This is a genomic window from Streptomyces sp. JNUCC 64 (genome assembly GCF_054484115.1).
Window position 1 is genome coordinate 2954430 of the sequence record NZ_CM137015.1, and the last position, 16381, is coordinate 2970810.

14 protein-coding genes are annotated in these 16381 nt (G+C 73.9%); 7 read left to right on the top strand and 7 right to left on the bottom strand.

Going from position 1 to position 16381, the window contains the following annotated elements; all coding sequences use genetic code 11:
- Positions 1-5 precede the first annotated feature (5 nt).
- A complete protein-coding gene (locus tag ACVWNX_RS11930; RefSeq protein WP_454413888.1) occupies positions 6-1442 on the top strand; it encodes an aldehyde dehydrogenase family protein in 1437 nt (478 codons plus the stop codon).
- A complete protein-coding gene (locus ACVWNX_RS11935) occupies positions 1435-2328 on the top strand; it encodes an aldehyde dehydrogenase family protein (protein ID WP_454413889.1) in 894 nt (297 codons plus the stop codon). The genes ACVWNX_RS11930 and ACVWNX_RS11935 overlap by 8 nt, the downstream gene beginning before the upstream one ends.
- 80 nt (positions 2329-2408) lie before the next feature.
- Here the strand turns inward: ACVWNX_RS11935 and ACVWNX_RS11940 are convergent, their stop codons facing one another.
- Both ACVWNX_RS11940 and ACVWNX_RS11945 read right to left on the bottom strand, forming a co-directional pair.
- Entirely contained in the window at positions 2409-3239 is an 831-nt protein-coding gene (locus ACVWNX_RS11940; RefSeq protein ID WP_454413890.1) for a TetR/AcrR family transcriptional regulator, read from the bottom strand.
- A gap of 161 nt (positions 3240-3400) precedes the next feature.
- On the bottom strand, positions 3401-3829 hold the full coding sequence (locus ACVWNX_RS11945) for a hypothetical protein (protein WP_454413891.1): 429 nt from the start codon (positions 3827-3829) through the stop codon (positions 3401-3403).
- 126 nt (positions 3830-3955) lie between these two features.
- Here ACVWNX_RS11945 and ACVWNX_RS11950 point away from each other — a divergent pair, with 126 nt between their 5' ends.
- Entirely contained in the window at positions 3956-4588 is a 633-nt protein-coding gene (locus ACVWNX_RS11950; protein ID WP_454413892.1) for a uridine kinase family protein, read from the top strand.
- Between the two features lie 214 nt (positions 4589-4802).
- On the opposite strand, the gene ACVWNX_RS11955 is transcribed toward ACVWNX_RS11950, so the two are convergent.
- From ACVWNX_RS11955 to ACVWNX_RS11965, 3 genes are read right to left on the bottom strand one after another with little or no spacing between them, the layout of a single operon-like run.
- Positions 4803-5714, bottom strand: coding sequence for a DMT family transporter (locus tag ACVWNX_RS11955; protein WP_454413893.1), 912 nt, complete (start codon positions 5712-5714; stop codon positions 4803-4805).
- Positions 5711-7255, bottom strand: coding sequence for a class I adenylate-forming enzyme family protein (locus ACVWNX_RS11960; protein ID WP_454413894.1), 1545 nt, complete (start codon positions 7253-7255; stop codon positions 5711-5713). The genes ACVWNX_RS11955 and ACVWNX_RS11960 overlap by 4 nt, the downstream gene beginning before the upstream one ends.
- On the bottom strand, positions 7252-8271 hold the full coding sequence (locus ACVWNX_RS11965) for an FkbO/Hyg5 family chorismatase (protein WP_454413895.1): 1020 nt from the start codon (positions 8269-8271) through the stop codon (positions 7252-7254). The genes ACVWNX_RS11960 and ACVWNX_RS11965 overlap by 4 nt, the downstream gene beginning before the upstream one ends.
- A gap of 192 nt (positions 8272-8463) precedes the next feature.
- Here ACVWNX_RS11965 and ACVWNX_RS11970 point away from each other — a divergent pair, with 192 nt between their 5' ends.
- The gene (locus ACVWNX_RS11970) at positions 8464-9579 is read left to right on the top strand and encodes a LuxR C-terminal-related transcriptional regulator (protein WP_454413896.1); all 1116 of its coding nucleotides are present in this window, start codon (positions 8464-8466) and stop codon (positions 9577-9579) included.
- Positions 9580-10148: 569 nt separating this feature from the next.
- Here ACVWNX_RS11970 and ACVWNX_RS11975 read toward each other — a convergent pair.
- Positions 10149-10898: a SigE family RNA polymerase sigma factor gene (locus ACVWNX_RS11975; RefSeq protein WP_454413897.1), complete on the bottom strand. Its 750-nt coding sequence runs from the start codon at positions 10896-10898 to the stop codon at positions 10149-10151.
- Positions 10899-11077: 179 nt separating this feature from the next.
- Between ACVWNX_RS11975 and afsQ1 the strand changes: the two genes are divergently transcribed.
- Genes afsQ1 through ACVWNX_RS11990 form a run of 3 tightly spaced genes read left to right on the top strand, consistent with a single transcriptional unit; the run spans position 11078 to position 14105 of the window.
- On the top strand, positions 11078-11755 hold the full coding sequence (gene afsQ1, locus ACVWNX_RS11980; protein ID WP_454413898.1) for a two-component system response regulator AfsQ1: 678 nt from the start codon (positions 11078-11080) through the stop codon (positions 11753-11755).
- Positions 11653-13491 carry an ATP-binding protein gene (locus ACVWNX_RS11985; RefSeq protein WP_454413900.1) on the top strand — a complete coding sequence of 613 codons (1839 nt, stop codon included), beginning with the start codon at positions 11653-11655 and terminating at the stop codon, positions 13489-13491. Before afsQ1 ends, ACVWNX_RS11985 begins: the two co-directional genes overlap by 103 nt.
- Entirely contained in the window at positions 13488-14105 is a 618-nt protein-coding gene (locus tag ACVWNX_RS11990; protein ID WP_454413901.1) for a hypothetical protein, read from the top strand. Before ACVWNX_RS11985 ends, ACVWNX_RS11990 begins: the two co-directional genes overlap by 4 nt.
- 137 nt (positions 14106-14242) lie before the next feature.
- Here ACVWNX_RS11990 and ACVWNX_RS11995 read toward each other — a convergent pair whose 3' ends face one another.
- Positions 14243-16312, bottom strand: coding sequence for a S9 family peptidase (locus ACVWNX_RS11995; RefSeq protein ID WP_454413902.1), 2070 nt, complete (start codon positions 16310-16312; stop codon positions 14243-14245).
- Positions 16313-16381 lie beyond the last annotated feature (69 nt).

A 16381-nucleotide genomic window follows, 5' to 3' on the forward strand; every position in this document is an offset into this window, starting at 1 on the left:
TCACCATGACAAACGTCTTCGCGTACGCGCCCGCGCCCGAGTCGCGCGCGGTCGTCGACATCGCGCCCTCCTACGGACTGTTCATCGACGGCGAGTTCACCGAGGCGGCGGACGGACGGGTCTTCAAGACCGTCTCCCCGTCCACCGAGGAGGTGCTGTCGGAGGTCGCGCGGGCCGGTGAGGCCGATGTGGAGCGGGCCGTGCGGGCCGCCCGCCGGGCCTTCGGCACCTGGTCGGCGCTGCCGGGCGCCGAGCGCGCCAAGTACCTGTTCCGGATCGCCCGGATCATCCAGGAGCGCAGCCGTGAGCTGGCCGTCCTGGAGACCCTCGACAACGGCAAGCCGATCCGGGAGACCCGGGACGCGGACCTGCCGCTGGTCGCCGCGCACTTCTTCTACTACGCGGGCTGGGCCGACAAGCTGGGCCACGCGGGCTACGGGTCCGACCCGAAGCCGCTGGGCGTCGCCGGTCAGGTCATCCCGTGGAACTTCCCGCTGCTGATGCTGGCGTGGAAGATCGCCCCGGCGCTCGCCACCGGCAACACGGTGGTGCTGAAGCCCGCCGAGACCACCCCGCTGTCCGCGCTGTTCTTCGCGGACGTCTGCCGTCAGGCCGGACTGCCCCGGGGCGTCGTCAACATCCTGCCCGGCTACGGGGACGCGGGCGCCGCGCTGGTGGGGCACCCGGACGTGAACAAGGTCGCGTTCACCGGGTCCACGGCGGTCGGCAAGGAGATCGCGCGGACGGTCGCCGGGACCGGTAAGAAGCTCACCCTGGAGCTGGGCGGCAAGGGCGCCAACATCGTCTTCGACGACGCCCCGCTGGACCAGGCGGTCGAGGGCATCGTCAACGGCGTCTTCTTCAACCAGGGCCAGGTGTGCTGCGCGGGCTCCCGGCTACTGGTGCAGGAGTCGGCGCACGACGAGGTGGTGGACGCGCTGAAGCGGCGGCTGGGCACGCTGCGGCTCGGCGACCCGCTGGACAAGAACACCGACATCGGCGCGATCAACTCCCCCGAGCAGCTCGCCCGGATCACCGCGCTGACCGAGCGCGGCGAGGCCGAGGGCGCGGAGCGCTGGAGCGCGCCGTGCGCGCTGCCGTCCGCCGGTTACTGGTTCGCGCCGACCGTGTTCACCGGGGTCTCCCAGGCCCACACGGTGGCCCGGGACGAGATCTTCGGCCCGGTGCTGTCGGTGCTGACGTTCCGCACCCCGGAGGAGGCCGTCGCCAAGGCCAACAACACCCCGTACGGGCTGTCGGCGGGCGTCTGGACCGAGAAGGGCTCCCGGATCCTCGCGGTGGCGAACAAGCTGCGCGCCGGGGTGGTCTGGTCCAACACGTTCAACAAGTTCGACCCCACCTCGCCGTTCGGCGGGTACAAGGAGTCGGGCCACGGCCGCGAGGGCGGCCGTCACGGTCTGGAGGCGTACCTCGATGTCTGACAACGGCCGGCTGGGCGTCTTCAAGACCTACAAGCTGTTCGTGGGCGGCAAGTTCCCCCGCAGCGAGAGCGGACGGGTGTACGAGGTGACCGACTCCAAGGGCGGCGCCTGGCTGGCGAACGCGCCGCTGGCGTCCCGCAAGGACGCCCGGGACGCGGTGGTCGCCGCCCGCAAGGCGTTCGGCGCCTGGTCCGGGGCGACCGCCTACAACCGGGGCCAGGTCCTCTACCGCGTCGCGGAGATGCTGGAGGGCCGCCGGGACCAGTTCGTCCGGGAGGTCGCCGAGGCGGAGGGGCTCTCCAAGTCGAAGGCGGGCGCCCGGGTGGACGCCGCCGTGGACCGCTGGGTCTGGTACGCGGGCTGGACCGACAAGATCGCCCAGGTGGCGGGCGGCGGCAACCCGGTCGCGGGCCCGTACTTCAACCTGTCCTCGCCCGAGCCGACGGGCGTGGTCGCGGTGGTGGCCCCCCAGGACTCCTCGCTGCTGGGCCTGGTGTCGGTGCTCGCCCCGGTGCTCGCGGGCGGCAACACGGCCGTGGTCGTCGCCAGTGAGCGGGCCCCGCTGCCCGCGCTCTCCCTCGGCGAGGTGCTGGCCACCTCCGACGTGCCCGGCGGCACGGTCAACGTGCTCTCCGGCCGGACGAAGGAGCTGGCGGCCCCGCTCGCCGCGCACGCCGACGTCAACGCGATCGATCTGACGGGCGCGGACGCCGCGCTGGCCACCGAGCTGGAGGCGGCGGCGGCCGACAACCTCAAGCGGGTGCTGCGCCCCCGGGACGAGGACTGGTCCGCCGACCCGGGCACCCGTCGTCTGACGGCGTTCCTGGAGACCAAGACCGTGTGGCACCCGACGGGTTCCCTCGGGGCGTCGGGGTCGTCCTACTGAGTCACCGCGTCATCGGACCTCCGGGCCCCGGCGCCTCCCTCGCGGGGAGGTGCCGGGGCCCGGCGCGTTCCGGGGGACGTCTACGGGAGTCCCAGCCGGGCCGCGAGGCCGTCGAGGACGCAGTCCAGGCCGACCTCGAACTCCCAGGCCGAGTCGTCCTTGCGGCGGGCGTCCAGCAGGGCGCGCTCGTAGGTCGGGTACCGTCCGCTGGCCAGCAGCCGTCCCATCGCGGGGGCGAGGCCCGTCCGGACCGCGGCGCCGTCCTGCCAGCCCTGCTCCGCCATGTACGCGTGGAGGGTCACCTCCGACTGGGCGGAGCCGTGGACGAAGGCGACGACCGTTTTGAACGCGGCCATCAGCGTGTCGGCGTCCAGCCCGTGCCCGTCGAGGGCGGCGAGCTGGCGTTCGGCGGCGGCCACCCGGTTCGGGGTGAGGACGACCAGCGGGGCGGGCAGGCTGGCGAGCCAGGGGTGGGCGAGCGTCATGGCGCGGGTCCGCAGCGCCATCTCGCGGATCACCCCGCGCCAGTCGGCGACCTCGGCGGGGACGTCGAGGGAGGCGGAGACCTGGTCGACCATCAGGGCCCACAGGTCGTCCTTGCCGGAGACGTGGCGGTAGGCGGCCATGGGGGCGACCCCGAGTTCGGTGGCCAGCCTGCGCATCGTCACCGCCTGGAACCCCTCCGCGTCGGCGATCCGCACCGCGGCCTCCGCGATCCGGCGGGGCGAGAGGGTGGCCCGGGGCGCGGGCGCGGGCCGGTCGACCCGTTCCCACAGCGTCCCGTCGGGGACCTTGGGGCGACCTCCCCTGGTCGCCGCCCGGTCTCCGGCGCGCCCCCGCGCCCTCGGTGTCGCCCCGGGGCGCTCCCCGGGGGCGCCGCCCCGCTCCGTGCCCCTGTCCCGCTCGGCCATCCCGGCTCCTTCCCGTCACCCCGGCGGTCGCGTCGGCGCGGCCGTCGTCGCCGGTCGTCACCGGCAACGCGCAGCGTACGCCCCCGTGGACGCTGTACACATCCCGGACGCGCACACCGGTTTCCCCGGGACGGGGCCGACCGCCCCTCCGCCCCGCGCGGTCAGCGGGCGAGCAGCCCCGTCACCGGGCCCACCAGCGGCAGTTCGCCGAGCGAGTCGCCCCGGGCGAGCGGGGCGGTGAGCGCGGTGGTGGAGAGCGGCTTGAAGTCCGCGATCTGGGTGCCCACGCCGTTGGCGAGCGGGTCGACCCCGGTGCCCGCGAGCGGGTTGAGCTGGAGGGCGGTGAGCGGGCCGGTGACGTAGCCGACCGCGCCGCCGAGGGCGTGACCCGCCGCCCGCGCGTCCAGGTCGCCGACCGTGGACGGCAGGGGGCCGGGCGCGGGCTCGGGGGCGGCCGCCCCGGCGGTGGCCGCGCCCGCGCCGAGGGCGACGCCCGCGACGCCGAGCGCGAGGCCCGCGCGCAGCAGGGCGCCCCGGGCCGAGGGGGTCGGACGGAGGGAACGGAGGGAGTGGTCCTGGTGACGTGCCATGGGTGCCGCCTGGGATACGAGATGCGTAATCGAGGACTCACGAAGCGTAGTTGAGGGGGCGGGCGGGCCGCAAAGCCGACCCACCGGGGGCCGACCGGCGCCCGGGATGCCGCACACTGGACTCTCGTGAGTCCTCTTCCCGACATACCCCCGTCACCGGCCCGTGTGGTGCTGCTCACCGGGCCGTCCGGCTCCGGAAAGTCCTCGTTCGCCGAGCGCAGCGGACTGCCCGTGCTCTGTCTCGACGACTTCTACAAGGAGATCGGCGACCCGACCCTGCCCCTCCTCCCGGGAACGTCCGAGGCGGACTGGGACTCGCCCCTGTCGTGGGACGCGGACGCGGCGGTGGCGGCGGTGGCCGAACTGTGCGCAACCGGGCGGACCGGGGTCCCGGTGTACGACATCTCCACCAGCTCCCGCACCGGCGTCACGGAACTGTCGCTCGGGGGCGCGCCGCTGTTCATCGCGGAGGGGATCTTCGCGGCGGAGGTCGTGGCGCGCTGCCGCGAGCTGGGGCTGCTCGCGGACGCGCTCTGTCTGCGGGGGCGGCCCGGGACCACGTTCCGGCGGCGGCTGGCCCGCGATCTGCGGGAGGCCCGCAAGCCGGTCGGGGTGCTGCTGCGGCGCGGCTGGCGGCTGATGCGGGCCGAACGGGACATCGTGGCGCGACAGGTGGGCCTGGGGGCGCACCCGTGCGGGCACGGCGAGGCGGCGGGCCGGGTGGCGGGCATCCTCGGGACGGACGCGGTCCGGGCCTGACGCCGGACGGAACCTGAAGCCGGACGGGGCCTGACTCCGGCCCCGGACCCCGACTCCGGCCCCGGACACCTTCGGACCGGACGGCGGGCAGCCCTCGGACCGGACGGCAGGCCGACCCGCCCTTGGACCGGGCCCGGTCGGCGCCGGGCCCGGGGACGTGGGGAGGCCCCGTCCCGCCGGGGGGTGTGGGACGGGGCCTCGTACCGGGGTGGGGTCAGGTGGTGGTGGGGGACGGCTGGGGTTTGGGGGCCGCCGGGGCGCGGCGGGAGACCGCCACCCCCAGCAGGCACAGCGCGCCGCCCGCCAGCGCCAGCGGGGTGGGGACCTCGTCCAGGAAGGCCCAGGAGAGGGCCACCACCAGGGCGGGGACCACGTAGGTGGTGGCGCCCAGCTTCCCGGCGGTGGTCCGGGACAGGGCGTAGGCCCAGGTCCAGAACGCCAGGGCGGTCGGCAGCAGCCCCAGGTAGACCACCGCGAGGGTGACGTTCAGGGGCGCGGTGCGGACGTCCGAGACCAGCTGCCCGGCGAACGGGAGGCAGGCGACCGCGGCGACCAGGCAGGCGAAGGTGGTGACCTGGAGCGCGGAGGCGTGCCCGAGGGACGACTTCTGCGCCACCACGCCGATCGCGTAGCCGACGGCGGCGACCAGGCAGAGCAGCACGCCCCAGAAGGAGCTGCTCCCCCCGCCGCCGAGGACCCCGGCGACGGCCGTGCCCGCGAAGGAGATCCCGAGGCCCACCAGCAGCGGCTTGGGGTAGCCCTCGCCGAGGACCCGGCCGCCGACGAGGGCGACCAGGATCGGGCCGATGCCGACGACCAGGGCGGCGGTCCCCGCGTCCGTGTGCCGTTCGCCCCAGTTGAGGGCGACCATGTAGACGCCGAACCAGAAGATCCCGGCGCCGAGGATGCCGGGCCACGCCTCCCGCTTGGGCAGTCCCTCGCCACGGGCCGCGAGCAGCGCCGCCAGCGCCAGGCCGCCCACGAGCAGCCGTCCGAGCGCCATCGAGCCGGGGTGGAAGTCCTCGACGGCGTAGCGGATGGCGACGAACGCGGAGGCCCACAGCAGCAGGGTGACGCTGACCGCGGCGAGCGCCTTGGCGTCCGGGGAGCGTGGTGGTGTGGTCATGAGGAGGAGTCGCCTTCCCGTGCGAGCGCGCGGACCGCGCGGCGCAGTAGCTTTCCGGTGGGGTTGCGCGGCAGCGCGGTGACCCGGACGACGTCCTCGGGCACCTTGTACCAGGTGAGTTCGGCCCGTGCGGTGGCGAGGAGTCCGGCGGTGACGGTCTCCGGATCACTGCCCGGGCGCAGCACCGCGTACGCGCGCAGCGAGGTGGCGCCGCCGGGGCGGCGGACCGAGACGACGGCGACCTCCACCACGTCGGGGTGCGCGGCGAGCAGGTCCTCGGTCTCGGTGGGGTGGACGTTCTGCCCGCCGACGATCTCGATGTCGTCGAGGCGGCCGTGCACCCGGACGTACCCCTCGGCGTCGGCGGTGGCCGCGTCGCCGGTGGTGTACCACTCCTCGGGGGTGAGCCGCAGTGGGGCGGCACCGCCGCGCTGGACGCCGGGGCCGATGGTGGGTCCGGCGACCTGGAGGCTGCCCTCGGTGCCGGGCGGCACCGGGGTGCCCGTCCCGTCCACGATCCGCAGCCGGTAGGGCGGCAGCACCCGGCCGAGGGTGCCGTCGCGGACGGCGGTGGGGCCGTTGGCGAGCAGGGCGTGGCCGATCTCGGTGGTGCCGAAGATGTTGAGGAGCCGGTCGCCGAGGAGGGTCCGCAGCCGGGCCTCCAGGCTCTCGGGGAGCACCTCCCCGGCGACGACGGCGGTGCGCAGGGTGGCGAGGACCGGGTGGTCGGGGTGGTCGAGGAGCCGGGCGTAGAAGGTCGGCTGTCCGTAGAAGACGCTCACCCCGTGCTCGCGGATGATCCGCAGGGCGTCGTCCTCGGTGGCCCGCCGGGGGCTGAGGACGGTGGTGGCGCCCCGCAGCAGCGGGAAGAACAGCGCGTTGCCGAGGCCGTAGGAGAAGTACAGCCGGGAGACGGAGAAACCGGTGTCGTCGGGGCCGACGCCGATGGCCTCCCCGGCGGCGGCGCTGAAGACGGCGGGGTCGCCGTGGGTGTGGAAGCAGAGGCGGGGGTCGCTGGTGGTGCCGGAGGTGAAGGCCGCGAACGCCGGGGTGTCCGGGGTGACCGGGGCGTAGGGGGGCGGGGTGGGGGTGGGGGCGCGCAGTTCGCCGACGGTGAGCACCAGCCGGGCCGGGAAGTGTCCGGCGAGGTCGGGCGCGGCGACGATCAGCGCGGGTTCGGCGATCTTCGCGGCCCGGGTGAGTTCGGCCTGGTGCAGCAGGGAGTTGACGGGGACGGCGACGGCGCCCAGGCGCAGCGCGCCGAGGAACGCCCGGACGAAGTCGATGCCGTCGGGGAGGGCGAGGAGCACCCGGTCGCCGGGGCCGACGCCCCGGGCGGCGTACGCGGCGGCGGCCCGCCCGGCGCCCTCGTACACCTCGGAGAAGAGGTAGGAGCGGCCGTCGACGAGGTAGGCGCGGCGGTCGAGCCAGTCATGGGCGCGGGCGGCGCCGGCGAGGAGTTCGGCGAGGTTGCCGCTGGGGGCGGCGGGGAGCGCGGGGGCGGCGGGCCGGGCGCCCGCGCGCACGGAGGCGACGCTCACCGGGCTATCCCCTCGATCTCCACCAGCAGGTCACGGCGGCAGACGTCCACGTTGAGGTAGGCGATGTCCTCGGTGGGGAAGACGTCCCCGCAGCGGGCGCGCACCAGCGGCAGGTCGTGCTCGTCGCGGACGTACACCTTGATCTGGTCGAGGTCCTTCAGCGCGAAGCCGCCGTCCACGCCGTGTTCACGCAGGTTGGCGGTGCTGATGAGGGCCTCGATGTTGGAGAGGGTGACGTCGAGCTGGGCGGCGATGTCGTCGTGGTGGACGGTGTCGTCCCCGATGATGCTGGCGGTCCCGGAGACGTAGACGGTGCCGGGGGCGCCCTGGGGGCCGGGCAGATGGGTGGCGCGGGCGAAGCTCGGGGACTTGGGCCCGTACTCCTGGGGGTAGCGGTAGGCGGGCGTCTGGTGGGGGTTCTCCAGGTGCCGGGGGACGCCCGCGCGGGTGGCGAGGAAGTAGAGGTCGATGCCGGGGCTGAGGCTGCCGATGCCGGTGGCGGCGGGGATGCGGCCCGGCCAGTCGTCGAAGGCGCGGGCCCGGCCGACGCAGAAGTCGCGGTAGTTCTCCAGGCCCTGGGCGTTGTCGTCGGTGATGCCGCCGACGAGGTTCCACATCCGGAAGAGTTCGGTGTAGCCGAGCCGTTTGAGCAGGGCGAACGACTGGGCGTAGGCGGCGTGGACGGCGTCCTCGTAGACCCCGCGCCCGTCGATGCGGATGGCGCAGAAGATGTGTTCGCCGTCCTCGGCGTAGACCAGGCTGCCCTCGACCCCGGAGCGCACCGGCCGGTCGGTCACCCACACCTCGGTGAACGGGTCGGTCTCCCGTCCGGCCATGTGGACCGTGAGGCGGGGGGCGCCCTCGTGGAGGGTGGGCGGTTCGCCGCCCCGGGCGTAGGCGACCCGGCCGAGGACGCCCCGGCCGACCACATCGGCCCGCCCGTGGCAGGCCGACCGCACGAAAAGGCACTCGAGTCCCCGGGGGACTCCGCTGGTCGGGCGCGTCGTCTCACTCATGTTTCCGTCAACCCCAGCCCTGATCGTGGCGGTTCATTTGTAACCCCCGTATGTCGAGTTCTTTACGTCTCCATGGCGATGTGCTGAGTGTGCGGGTGGTGCCTCCCACAACGTCACCACAGAAAGCGCCCGTTGGGATTTCTCGGATAGCCTCCAAGTAATGCCAGGCGAAAAGTGGAGGGGTGACAGGACATGGGAAACACCGACATAACGGACCTCCCTGAGGTCCCTCAGGCCGGCACGCTCGCGAACCGCGTCTACGAGCTGGCCCTGCACAGCGACTTCGTCGACACCGAGCGCTGCGTGCGGGCGCTGGGCATCACCGCCGAGGAGGCCGAACGGGCCGTGCGCGACCTGGTCGACCTACGGCTCCTGCTGGCGGCGCACGGTTGCAGCGCCACCTACGTGACGGTCAGCCCGCTCTCCGCCTCACTACAGCTCCTCGCCCCCTATGACGAGCAACTGCGCGCGCGGCAGCACGAATTGGAGAAGATCCGGCAGCAGATGCACAGTCTGCTGCCGCTCTACCGGGCCAACCTCCCCGAGAAGCAGCCGGGCCCCGCCATCCAGCGGATCCAGGGCCTCGACACCGTGCGCGGGGTCCTCGGGCAGCTCGCGGGCGAGTGCCGCGAGGAGGTCATCACCTCCCAGCCGGGCGGCGCCCGGGACGCCGGGGTGCTGCGCGAGGCGGCCCGCCGCGACCGCGAGGTGCTCGACCGGGGAGTCCGTCTGCGTACCCTCTACCAGCATTCCGCGCGCTTCGACCAGCCCACCCGTGAATACGTGGAACGCATTACGGATTCGGGCGCCGAGGTGCGGACCACGACAAGCGGTTTCCAGCGGGCGATTGTTTACGACCGGAGCGCCGCTGTGATTTCCCTCGCGGACCAGGCGGAAGGCGCCCTGCTGATCCACGATCCGGATATCGTGCATTTCATCGCCGAGGCTTTCGAGCGGGCCTGGGACACCGCCGACCCGTTCCTCCCCCGGTACGACCGCGAGGAGATCCGTTCGGCCTCCGACACCCTGAACCGGTCGCTGCTGCGGATGCTCGCCAACGGCCACGACGACAAGGCGATCGCGAGACGGCTGGGCATCTCGCCCCGCACCTGCCAGCGGCGGATCTCCGAGCTGATGCAGGAGCTGGGCGCCCGCACCCGGCTGCACGCGGGCTTCCTGATCCACCAGCGCCGTCTGGTGGACGGCCCGCCCGACCCCGTTGCCGACCCCGCTTCCCTCACCGCGGCCGTCCCCGGCCCGGCGACGGCGTCGCACACCCCCCGGCCGGTCGGCGCCACCACCCCCTGAACGACGGCCACCGCTCCCGTCGCACCCCCTCCGGACGACGGCCACCACCCCCGGACCCCCGCCGCCGCCCGGTCCCGCCCACCCCCGCGCACGACCACGTCCGAACCCCCGCCGCACGACAGCGCCCGCCGCCGGACAGCGGGCGACGGGCGACGGGCGACGGGCGACGGGCGACGGGCGACAAGCGACAGACGGCACGCAATAGGCGGCAGACGGCAGACGGCTGTGAACGGGCGACGAGAACGGGTACCGGCAACGGAAAAGAGCAGGACCGGACAGACCCCCCGGCCTCCGGTCCTGCTCACACGGCCCCGCGGTTCCCACCCCCCAGTGGTCGCCGCTCTCCCGTAGGGCCGTTCCCCCGTTCCCACCCCCCGGTGGGTCCTTTCCCCCGTGTTCCCCCCGTGGTTCCCCGGTGGCCCATGTCCCCCATGGCCCCGGTTCGCCGCTCCCCCGTTCCCCCCGTTCTCCCGGACCGGCCCACTCCCCCGTGGCCCCTCCGGGTCTCCTCCGACTGACGGTCCGCCGCCGCCCCCACGGCGGCGGCGGATCCGTGTGCCCGGTCGTGGCTAGGCGACCAGTTCCCCGAAGGACTCCTCCTCGTCACGGCCGAAGCTGAGGACCTCGTCCTCGCGCAGCCGGCGCAGCGAGCGCCAGATGCTGGACTTCACCGTGCCGACACTGATGCCGAGTATGTCCGCGATCTCCGGATCGGTGCGGCCCTCGTAGTAGCGCAGGACCAGCATCGTCCGCTGGAGTTCCGGGAGCCGGGCCAGGGCCTGCCACAGCACCGCGCGCAGCTCCGTGCCGCGCATGGCGTCCGTGTCGCCGGCCGTCTCCGGAAGCTCCTCGGTCGGGTACTCGTTGAGCTTGCGCCGCCGCCAGGCGCTGATGTGCAGGTTCGTCATCGTGCGGCGCAGATAGCCGCCGACGGCGGCCTTGTCGCTGATCCGGTCCCAGGCCCGGTAGGTCGAGAAGAGGGCGCTCTGGAGCAGGTCCTCCGCCTCGAACCGGTCCCCGGTCAGGTGGTACGCGGTGGCGTACAGGGAGGCGCGGCGCTCCTGGACGTAGGCGGTGAACGCCGCTTCGGCGCCCGCCTGCGGCCTGGGCCGCCGCTCCCCCTGGGCCTCCCCGCGCACGCCGCCCCCGTGCGGCGCGTCGACCACCGTCATGTACGCGGTGTGCTGATGGCGCCCGGTGCCGCGAGCGCACCCCCGCCCGCTCACGGCACCGGACCTGTCGCTGGAAACGTTCCCCCGTCCACCGTCGTGACGACGCGTGACGACCGCGCTCGCGGTGATGCCCTGCGGCTTGTTCATCTCGCGCCCCCCGTCGGTGATGCTCCGTGTTCCTGCGATGACGAGAATCCTGCCGGGGGCACTTCTCGGCGGTGTCCGCCGACTGTCACAGCACTGTCACAGGCCCCCCGGGGCCCCGGGGACGGCCCGGGAGGGCGCCGCCAGTCGTGTCCTCGCGGGCCATGGGACAGAATGGCGCCGTGCCTTCCCTGTTGCTGATCGAGGACGACGACGCCATCCGTACGGCCCTGGAGCTGTCGCTGACGCGCCAGGGGCACCGTGTGGCCACCGCTGCCACCGGCGAGGACGGCCTGAAACTGCTGCGCGAACAGCGGCCCGACCTGATCGTGCTGGACGTGATGCTGCCGGGCATCGACGGCTTCGAGGTGTGCCGTCGCATCCGCCGCACCGACCAGTTGCCGATCATCCTGCTGACCGCGCGCAGCGACGACATCGACGTGGTCGTCGGGCTGGAGTCGGGCGCCGACGACTACGTCGTGAAACCCGTCCAGGGGCGGGTGCTGGACGCCCGCATCCGGGCGGTGCTGCGGCGCGGGGAACGGGAGTCCACCGATTCCGCGACCTTCGGCAGCCTGGTCATCGACCGGGCGGCGATGACCGTCACCAAGAACGGCGAGGACCTCCAGCTGACGCCCACCGAGCTGCGGCTGCTGCTGGAGCTGAGCCGCAGGCCCGGCCAGGCGCTGTCCCGGCAGCAGTTGCTGCGGCTGGTGTGGGAGCACGACTACCTGGGGGACTCCCGGCTGGTCGACGCGTGCGTGCAGCGGCTGCGGGCGAAGGTGGAGGACGTGCCGTCCTCGCCGACGCTGATCCGCACGGTGCGCGGGGTGGGCTACCGGCTGGACACCCCTCAGTGACCGAGCCGCACGACGACCGGGAGGGGACGGCCGGACAGCGCGCCCACGGCCACGAGGCCGGCGGGCGCCGCGAGCGCGCGGGCGACGGCGGCCGGAAGGACGGCGGGTGCCGGGAGGACGGTGACGGCCGCGAGGACGACGGCCCGGCCGTCGGCGGCTGGGCGCGGTGCCGCCGGGGGGTGTCCTCCGCGATGCGGTTCACCAGTCTGCGGCTGCGGCTGGTCCTCGTCTTCGGGCTGGTCGCGCTGACGGCGGCGGTCGCGGCCTCCGGAATCGCGTACTGGCTGAACCGGGAGGCGGTGCTCACCCGGGCCCAGGACGCGGCGCTCAACGACTTCCAGCAGGAGATGCGCACCGGGGCGGACGAGCTGCCGAGCCGTCCCACCCAGGACGAACTCCAGCGCGCCGCCGGGCAGATGGCGACCAGCAGTCAGCGCTTCAACGTGCTGCTGATCGCCCGGGACGTGAACGGCGCCACCGTGGTGGGCAACTCCGACCTGGACGCGTTCACCCTCGCCGACGTGCCCCGTTCCCTCCAGAAGGCCGTAGACAAGAAGCAGCCGCTGACCTCCACCAACCGCTCCCCGTACCACCTGTACTGGCAGCGGATCACCCTCGGCGACACCCCGTACCTGGTGGCGGGCACCCGGCTGATCGGGGGCGGGCCGACCGGCTACATGCTGAAGTCGCTGGAGCCGGAGGCCAAGGACCTCAACTCGCTGGCCTGGTCGCTGGGGATCGCCACCGGGCTGGCGCTGATCGGCGCCGCGCTGATCGCCCAGGCCGCGGCGACCACCGTCCTCAAACCCGTGCACCGGCTGGGGGCGGCGGCGAAACGACTCGGCGAGGGCAAGCTCGACACCCGGCTGCGGGTGTCCGGCACCGATGAACTCGCCGAGTTGTCACGGACGTTCAACCGGGCGGCGCAGGCGCTGGAGAAGCGGGTCGCGGAGATGAGCGCCCGGGACGAGGCGTCCCGCCGGTTCGTGGCGGACATGTCGCACGAGCTGCGGACCCCGCTGACCGCGATCACGGCGGTCACCGAGGTCCTGGAGGAGGAGCTGGACGCGGAGACCGGCAGCGTGGACCCGATGATCGAGCCCGCGGTGCGTCTGGTGGTGAGCGAGACCCGGCGGCTGAACGACCTGGTCGAGAATCTGATGGAGGTCACCCGCTTCGACGCGGGCACCGCCCGGCTGGTCCTCGACGACGTGGACATCGCCGACCAGATCACCCACTGCGTCGACGCCCGCGCCTGGCTGGACGCGGTGGACCTGGACGCCGAGCGCGGCATCATGGCCCGGGTCGACCCCCGGCGGCTCGACGTGATCCTCGCCAACCTCATCGGCAACGCCCTCAAGCACGGCGGCTCCCCGGTGCGGGTCGCGGTCCGCGCGGACGGCGACGCCCGCGACGGGGACGTGCTGATCGAGGTGCGCGACCACGGACCCGGCATCCCCGCCGAGGTGCTGCCGCACGTCTTCGACCGCTTCTACAAGGCGAGCGCGTCCCGGCCCCGTTCCGAGGGCAGCGGGCTGGGGCTGTCGATCGCCCTGGAGAACGCGCACATCCACGGCGGGGAGATCACCGCCGCCAACTCGGAGGAGGGCGGCGCGGTGTTCACCCTGCGGCTGCCCCGGGACGTCTCCGAGGGCGCCGACGAGGCCGTGCTCCCGGCGGTGGACGCCCGCGACCGCTCCGCGACGGGCGGCGGACGGCCGGACGGTGCCCGGTGAGGGCGACGGCCCGGCGGCGGGCGGGCGCGGCGCTGACGCTGGCGGCGCTGGTGACCGCCGGGTGCGGCATCCGTCCCACCGAGGTGCCGACCGACTTCGGCCCCGCCCCGTCCCGGACGCCCTGCGCGGCCTCCGGCCCGGTGGCGGACGCCCAGCCCGCGGACGGCGTCCCGGTGCGGGTGTTCCTGGTGTGCGCGGCGGAACTGGCGCTCGTGGACCGGCGGGTGGAGATGCCCGCCCAAGGGGCCTACGAGAAGGACCGGGGCCGGGTGGCCCGGGCCCTCCTCGGTCAGCTGGCGCGGCCGGTGTCCCGGGCGGAGCGGCAGGCCGGCTACTCCACCGACGTGCCGTCCTGGCTGACGGTGTCGGGGCCCCGGCCGGGCGACCCGGACGACGCGCTGCGGCTGGGCACGCCCGCCGACGAGCTGTCGTCGTTCGCGCTGGCGCAACTGGTGTGCACGCTCGCCAACTCGGCCGCCGCCTCCCGGGACGGACGCGTCATCCTCGGCGGGCCGGGCACCGACCGGCTGCGCGCCTACGAGTGCACCCCCGAGGCCCGCTCCCGCCCCGGCACCCACGAGCCGCCGAGCGCCGTCCTCGCCGTCCCTCGCTGACCCCGGCCCCGGACGCCGGGTCGGTCCGGTCCGGCCGGTAGGTGTCGGCCGGGGCCCGCGTCGCGGGACACGGACCCCGCCGCCGACGGTCCGGCGGCAGCGGCCCCCGGCCAGTCGCCCGGCCGGGGGCCGCGGCTTCACCGGGGCGGCTGCGGGAGTTCGAGCCTGAAGCCGGGCGGCGGCTCCTCGCCGAGCAGGTGCCGTACCAGGTAGTCCCAGGTGCGGCGCTCGACGTGCGCCTCGGCGTGGCGGTAGGAGTGGGTGGCTCCCGGCACCACGAGCATGTCGACGTCCCGGTCGGCGCGGATGAGGGCGTCCGCGAGTTGGAGGGACAGGGCGGGGTGGGTGTTCTCGTCCATCTCGCCGAAGATCATCAGAAGCTTGCCGCGGAGCCGGTCCGCCAGCGGGCGCAGGGACCACTGGTCGTAGTCGTACGGGGGCGCGCCCCCGTACGTCTCCGCCCAGATCGCGTAGTAGCCGGCGTTCTCGTAGTTGCCCGCGGAGGCGACGCCGACGCTGAACACGTCGGGGTGGCGCAGCATGGCTCCGGCGGTGGCCGCGCCGCCGCCGGAGTGGCCGGTGATGCCGACCCGTCCGGCGTCCAGGTACGGTCGCTCCGCCGCGAGTTGCCCGATGACCGCGACGTGGTCCGCGAGCCCGACGGCCAGGCCGGGGTCACCGTGACCGGCGTCGTGGAACGCCTTGGAGCGGTACGGCGTGCCCCTGCCGTCCACGATGACGACGGCGAAGCCGAGCGCGGCCAGCGACGGCGCGCCCCGCACCGGGTCCAGCAGATAGGGGTCGAGCCCCTTGTCGGGAATCCTGACCTGCCGGGTGACCTGGGGGCCGTTGTACACCGAGTCGAGGATCGGGTAGCTGGCCGTGGGGTCGAAGTCGCCCGGCAGGTAGAGGAGGCCGTGCAGTTCCGTGGTGCCGTCGGCGGCCAGGGCCGTGAAGGGTTCGGGGGCCCGCCATCCCGCCCGGACCAGCCGGGATACGTCGGCGCGTTCCAGTTCCAGCTTCGGCCGGCCGTCGTGGTCGAGGAGCACGGTGACGGGTGGGTCCTGGGGCCCCGCGTGGGTGTCGACGAACCAGCGGCCGTCGGGCGACGCCCGGACGATGTGGTCGGTGTCGCTCGGGGTGAGACGGGTCAGACCGCTTCCGTCGAGTCCGACGCGGCACAGGGTCCGCTGGTAGGGGTCGTCGCCCAGGCCGGAGGCGAGGAAGGTGACCTGCCGTTCGGTCCAGTCCAGGTGGACGATCTCCCTGACGAGCCAGTCGCCCCCGGTCACCTGGGTGACCAGTTCGCCGTCACGGTAGAGGTAGAGGTGTCCCCAGCCGTCGCGCGTGGAGTACCAGAGGACCTCTTCGCCGTGCACGCGCACCATCAACGGGTCCATCCGGGAGGGCGCGGACTCCATGATGGTGTCCGCCGTCTCCTCCAGGACGAGGGTGGCGGTGCCGGTCCCGGCGTCGACGCGGTAGAGACGGGCCGCCTTGGCTCCACGGGTTTCGTACAGGAACCAGATCGTGTTCTCGTCGCTCCACCAGACCCGGTCGGTCCCCAGGGGCGCTTCGTGGGAGAAGGGCAGCGGCGGCAGCCTCACGTCGGTGCGCCCGCCGGTCTCGGCGTCGACGATCAGATGGGTGACCGTGGGCAGGGGGCCGCCGGGCATCTCGTAGTGCAGCGTGTACGCGTCGGGGCGGGCCCGCCCGTCCGGCGGGCAGGACTCGGTCATGGTCAGGAGGGGCACATGGCGCTGGTCGACCCGGCAGGTGACGAAGTTCCGGCCGTCCGGCGACCAGGCGGCCAGCGGTGCCCGCGTCTTGCCGTCGCGGCTGTCGGCGCGGGCGGTCCTGGCTATGTCGCTCGACTTGGCGTAGTCGTGTCCCGGGACGCCGTCGGTGGTGACGGCCTTGCCGTTGACCGCCAGGTCGTCCCCGTCGAAGGTGAGGGTGTAGCGGCGGTCGGGAGAGCGGTTCTCCCCGGTCGGACGCGGAGAGGGGTCCTTCGGGACACCGGGGTCCGCGATGACCTCGCGCTCTCCCCGCTCCGGATGGACCCGGACGAACTCCGGGCCGTCCGGGGTGCTGACCCGGTACCAGAAGGAGTCGCCCTCCCAGACCGGGTCGATCTGGTCGCGGAAGATCAACTCGTGGTGCCGGTAGGGGTGTAACGCGGCGGCACGCTGGTAGGCGCGGAGCATGTGATCACTTCTTTCGGTCGTTGCGGGTGCGCGCGGGCACGGCGTCGATCGCCTCGGCCGCGTTCACCG

Excerpts from the sequence above, each read along its gene's own strand:
- ACVWNX_RS11930 (WP_454413888.1), top strand. The coding sequence starts at position 6 with ATGACAAACGTCTTCGCGTACGCGCCCGCGCCCGAGTCGCGCGCGGTC.
- ACVWNX_RS11935 (WP_454413889.1), top strand. The coding sequence starts at position 1,435 with ATGTCTGACAACGGCCGGCTGGGCGTCTTCAAGACCTACAAGCTGTTC.
- ACVWNX_RS11940 (WP_454413890.1), bottom strand. The coding sequence starts at position 3,239 with ATGGCCGAGCGGGACAGGGGCACGGAGCGGGGCGGCGCCCCCGGGGAG.
- ACVWNX_RS11945 (WP_454413891.1), bottom strand. The coding sequence starts at position 3,829 with ATGGCACGTCACCAGGACCACTCCCTCCGTTCCCTCCGTCCGACCCCC.
- ACVWNX_RS11955 (WP_454413893.1), bottom strand. The coding sequence starts at position 5,714 with ATGACCACACCACCACGCTCCCCGGACGCCAAGGCGCTCGCCGCGGTC.
- ACVWNX_RS11965 (WP_454413895.1), bottom strand. The coding sequence starts at position 8,271 with ATGAGTGAGACGACGCGCCCGACCAGCGGAGTCCCCCGGGGACTCGAG.
- ACVWNX_RS11970 (WP_454413896.1), top strand. The coding sequence starts at position 8,464 with ATGGGAAACACCGACATAACGGACCTCCCTGAGGTCCCTCAGGCCGGC.
- ACVWNX_RS11975 (WP_454413897.1), bottom strand. The coding sequence starts at position 10,898 with ATGAACAAGCCGCAGGGCATCACCGCGAGCGCGGTCGTCACGCGTCGT.
- ACVWNX_RS11995 (WP_454413902.1), bottom strand. The coding sequence starts at position 16,312 with ATGCTCCGCGCCTACCAGCGTGCCGCCGCGTTACACCCCTACCGGCAC.